This window comes from Gemmatimonas sp. (assembly GCF_044345575.1).
Taxonomy (GTDB): Bacteria; Gemmatimonadota; Gemmatimonadetes; order Gemmatimonadales; family Gemmatimonadaceae; genus Gemmatimonas.
The window spans coordinates 1-5,119 of sequence record NZ_JBIJAW010000244.1; the positions used below are offsets into that span (position 1 = coordinate 1).

A 5,119-nucleotide genomic window follows, 5' to 3' on the forward strand; every position below is an offset into this window, starting at 1 on the left:
AGCATCCGCATGACCGGTTGCGCCGTCAGCGCGGGGACGCCCTCCGCACCTCCGCCCATCCCACGCAGGGTCATGGCAAACGACTCGAGGATCGCTTGCTGGGTGAGGCGCTGCGCCTCGAGGATCTGCGACTGGACGAATTCGGTCATGGGGGCGGACGTCTCGTAAAGGGACTGGGCGATATCGAAGTCGGAATCATCAAGTCGTTCAAGCGAGGGCGGTGGCCCATCGTTGGCAACCTCAATCGCAGGTGAGGGAGACGCCGTCGTCGGCGCTGGCCCGACTGGCCGCACTGGCGCAGGAACACCGAGCGTCTCCGAAGCAGCTGGGGGCGGATATGGCTTGCCGAGGTTCGCGCCGCCGACGGCGGTCACGGTCGCGCCCGTCGCGGGCGCCGGGACGGCATCGAACGGCGTCGTCACGTGATGCAGCGCCGCCAAATTCATTGGTAGGCCGAGTGTGGCAAGCTCGGCCATCGCGGTCCACCACGCGGTCACGCCATGTGCCGCTGGATTGTCGAGAGAGACGACGGTATGCGCGCGGTCGCTCAGGCATTTGCGGATCAGCCCGCTCAGCACGGTGCCCGCGCCGACTTCCACGAACACCCGGCAACCTGAGGCATACAACGTCTCGACCCCTTCGCGGAAGCGCACCGGTTGCGCCAGCTGCGCCGTGAGCTGTGTGCGCAGCTCGTTCACGTCGCTCGTGTACGACGTGGCAGAGGTATTGGCAATCACCGGAAACGCTGGTGCTGCCAGATTGGTCTCCTGGAGGGTCCGCGCGAACTGCGTCGCAGCCCCCACCACGAGCGGGGAATGAAAGGCAGCAGCCACGGGCAATCGCTGGTGGGAAAGCCCTGCCGTCGTGAGAACGGTGGCGAAGGCCGTCACGGCTGTGGACGGACCGCTTAACACCACCTGCTTGGGGTGATTATCATTGGCCACCACGACGGTCGTTTCCCCTGAGCGGTCGAGGAGGTTTCGTACCGTCTGAATGTCGGCAGAGACTGCGAGCATAGCCCCAGCGTCCGCGGCTGTTCCCGCCACATCGGGGGCGCAGGCTGCCATCGCGAGTCCGCGGGCGCGCGCGAGGTCCAGAAGGGTCCCAGCGCAGAAGGCACCGCTGGCGTGCAATGCCACCAGTTCACCGAAGCTGTGGCCAAGGGCCGCATGCGGTCGCAGTCCGATTTTGTCGAGCAGCGCCAGTTGGGCAAGGCTGGCCGCGGCGAGCGCTGGCTGAGCCCACTCCGTCGCGCGAAGGCGCCGGTCCAGCTCACGGCGCGAGTCGTCGTCGAACACGGGACGTGGAAACACCCGCTCACCCAAATCCACGACACCGTCGCGGATGCGGCTGACCGCGTGCTGCCACGCCTCGAATGCGTCCGGGAAGTGCACCGCAAGGTCGCACCCCATCCCGACGTACTGACTACCCTGGCCTGGGAAGACGAACGCGACCTCTCGCGGGGCAAAGGGCGCACCGCGACGTACGAGGACCCGGGGAGTGCGGTGTAATGCGGTCCCTGTCGCTAGCGCTTCCCGCATTTCCGTCACGATGCTCGATACCTCCTCGTAATCGCTCACGAGAAGCGCGACGCGCACCGGTGCCGCGGCGTCGAATGTCATCTGCGACGCTCGGGCATATGCTGCTAGTTGGTCGGCACTTTGGAGCCGGTCCGCCACGGATGCAGACGCCGCGAGGATGGCGGGATCATCGGTACCGGCGAGGAGGATGAGGTACGTCGGCGCTCCGGCGGTCCGCGGCGCCGGTGACGGGCCGCAGTATTCTTCGACCGTTACATGAAAGTTCGACCCACCGAACCCGAACGAGCTCACCGACGCGCGTCGGGGATGTGTCTGACGCTGAAACCACGGACGCGTCGTTGTGCTGAGATAGAAGGGCGTTGACGCGAGCTGCAGTGATGGGTTAGGGCGCTCTACCTTGAGAGTTGGTGGCAGGGTGCGGTGCTGCAGCGATAGAATGACCTTGGCCAGCGACGCGGCACCGGCAGCCGATTTGGTGTGCCCGATTTGCGACTTCACCGAGCCCAAAGCCACCCACTGTGTGCGCGAAGGATCCGCCGCGGCGAAGACCTCATGTAGCGCGGCGAATTCGGCTGCATCGCCCGCTACCGTGCCTGTGCCGTGCGCTTCGACCAGCTCTACGGTCTCAGGTCCATAGCCGGCATCCTCATAGGCACGGCGCAACGCCAGCATCTGGCCTTCCGGACGCGGCGCATACACGCTTTTCGCGCGCCCATCGGAGCTCGATCCCATGCCGCGAAGGATTGCGTAGATCTTGTGCCCGTCCCGCTCCGCATCCTCGAGACGACGAAGCGCGAACATGGCGAGCCCCTCTCCCATCATCGTGCCGTCGGCCCGATCGGAGAACGGCCGGCAGTCCCCGGTGAGCGATAGCGCCGGGGTCTGCGAGAAACACATGTACATCAAAATGTCATTTAACGCATCGACGCCGCCGGAGAGCACGGTGTCGGCCCGACCGCTGCGCAACTCCTCTATGGCCATCGCGAGCGCAGCGAGCGAACTCGCGCATGCCGCATCGAGGACGCAATTGGTACCACCCAAGTCGAACCGGTTGGCGATGCGGCCCGCAATGACGTTGCCCAACAGACCGGGAAAGGTCGACTCCTGCCAGCCAACGAACTGGTCGGCAATGGCACTGCACGCCGCGTCGACCGTGTCTTCATCAAATCCTGCCGCAAGCAAGCCCGCCCGCCACATCGGACGCGCCATGCGTCCAGACATATGTGATAGCAGCGCGGTTGTCGCCGACGCACCAAGAATCACACTCGTACGCTTGCGGTCGAATCGCTCAGGCATTCCATGGTCTGCATCAGCCAGGCACCGCTGCGCGACGAGCAGGGCGAGAATCTGTGAAACGTCGGTGCTCGGTAGCGCCGACGGCGGCAGCCCGAACTTCAACGAGTCAAAAGGGACCTTCGGAATGAATCCGCCACGTTTGCCGTAGGTCTTGTCCTTGGCGCGTGGCGTCGGATCGAAATAGTCCTCGATGCGCCAGTGCGAGACGGGGACATCCGTGAAGCAGTCACGCGCTTCCCGCACGTTCTCCCAGAACGTGGTGAGGTCGGCGCTCTCCGGTAGCAGCGTGGAGAGACCGACGACGGCAATGGCACCCGTGCTCACGATTGCACCTGCAGCGGCCGCGGGACGAAACGATGCGCGGTCGGCGGGATGGCGACTCCCGCTGTTCGAAGCTGATGAATCCGGGTGCACCGCACGGCTCCTGCGAGAAGATTCAATCCGATGTCCGCGACCGTGCGCTGCGCCGGATCAGCCAGGTAGCTCCCGGCCGTCCAGGCGTTGAAAGCACCGATGGCTGGGCCGCACCAGATCTGAAAGTCGTTGCGACGTTCGGTCACGCCATCACGCGCCCACCGATTCGAGTTGCCGAGATACCAGCGAAACACGAGGGCCATCTGATGGTGAGGATCCTCCTCCGCGCGTTTGATCTGCGCGGGTTCGCGTGCCGTCCAGAAGCGGACGCATTCCTCCCACACCTCTTGGTAGCTCCGTTGCAGAATGTCGCGCTCGATCTGTGAACGCAGGGGTTCCGGTACTGCCGTCCAGGAATCGTAGGCTCGGTACGTTTCGTACAGTTTACGGCCGCGTTGTGCGAACAGGGTGCCTCGACGGAGGACCTGTACGTCTACGCCCAATTCGAACATGTCCGCGGCGGGCGCCATGATAACATCCGCGATCCCGGCGTGCGCTAGCATCTGCCGTGCGAGGTCTGAGGTCCCACTTTCACGTGCTGTCTGATTCACGGTGCCGGTGACGACATAGTCGGCACCGAGGGCGAAGGCGCCGGCAATCGATTCCGGATCAGCCAATCCGCCCCCAGCGCCGATACGGACGGGACGTGGCCAGCCTAGAGCAGGGGCCAATTCGTCTCGCAGGCGACGAATCACGGGAAGGAGAGCCGAGAGGGGGCGTCGGTCAGTGTGCCCACCGGAATCCGCTTCACAGGTCACGTCGTCGGCAATCGGAACCAGTGCCGCGAGGCGCGCTTCGTCAGTCGTTAACGCCCCCCGCGAAAGCAACGCCTCGAGCAGGCTCTCCGGCGGTGGTTGCAGGAAGTGTCGCGCGACTTCGGGCCGGCTGATCTTTGCCATGACGCGGTGACGGCGGAGAATACGCCCCTGTCGATCTTGGGTGAGCCCGGTGGCGCTGTAGCGCACGACGGCAGGCGAGAGGGCCATGAACGCCGAGGCTTCGATCCGCGAGACGCCGCGTGCTAGAAACAGGTCAACGAGCTGCTCCTCGAGAGCGGGCTGGTCGGGCGAGTGAATCAGGTTCGCGCCCCACGCGGCGGTGGGAGTGCTGGCGAGCCTGCGGGCAATCTCATCGATACCGCGTTCGACAGTCCCGTACGCCAGCCCCCCTGCACCGAAAAAGGCGAGGAATCCAGCTCGCGCCGCCGCCACGACCAAATCCACCGACGCGATCCCGGTGGCCATCGACCCGACGACATAAGGAAACCGGCACCCGTGTTCTTCGGCAAATCCCCGGTTCCCGAGCCACTCGGCATGGAGCGCCGGCAACTGAGCGCGGAGCACCTGGCGGGGGAGCAGGGCCGTGGGAAGGGGCCCCGCGTCGCCCAGGATCACCCCGAGCCGTTCACCCGTGAGGTTTGGTTCGCTGACCAGCCATAGAGGCCGATCACACTGTTCAAGCGCATCGAGCAGACCGGCGGGGTCAAACCTGACAGACCGGGCGGACGCGGGAGATGGGTCGGGCGGACTCAGGAGGCACCTGCAGTGGAAACGGGGCGAATCAACGAGACGATCTTGGTGATGGGAGTCCAGGCCACTGTACCTACGGCTGAGCTCGCCAAGAATATTACGATCGCCTTGCGGAAACTCCACCCGTGGCAACGGCCAGTAGCACGAGTGCAGCTGACTGCCCGCGCCCGCTTTCAGCCTGCGAACGGCCATCGCGGACCGCTCGTTGACTGTTTAAGAGCATATTGAGAGCGCGCTATGTCAGCAGGGGCTCCCCGCGCTGCAAGACGTCCCTCACTGCCTCGGCACTCATACAAAGCGCGCGGAGCACTGCCTCGGACGGAACCGGATGGCGATCCT

Annotated in this window: 2 protein-coding genes; both read right to left on the minus strand. The window is 65.0% G+C overall.

Annotated elements, in window-relative coordinates; all coding sequences use genetic code 11:
• A partial coding sequence (locus ACIQ6O_RS12650; protein WP_396208151.1) for a beta-ketoacyl synthase N-terminal-like domain-containing protein occupies positions 1–3,161 on the minus strand: 3,161 nt, incomplete at its 3' end.
• A complete protein-coding gene (locus tag ACIQ6O_RS12655; RefSeq protein ID WP_396208152.1) occupies positions 3,158–4,645 on the minus strand; it encodes a PfaD family polyunsaturated fatty acid/polyketide biosynthesis protein in 1,488 nt (495 codons plus the stop codon). The genes ACIQ6O_RS12655 and ACIQ6O_RS12650, both read right to left, overlap by 4 nt.
• Positions 4,646–5,119: the final 474 nt, after the last annotated feature.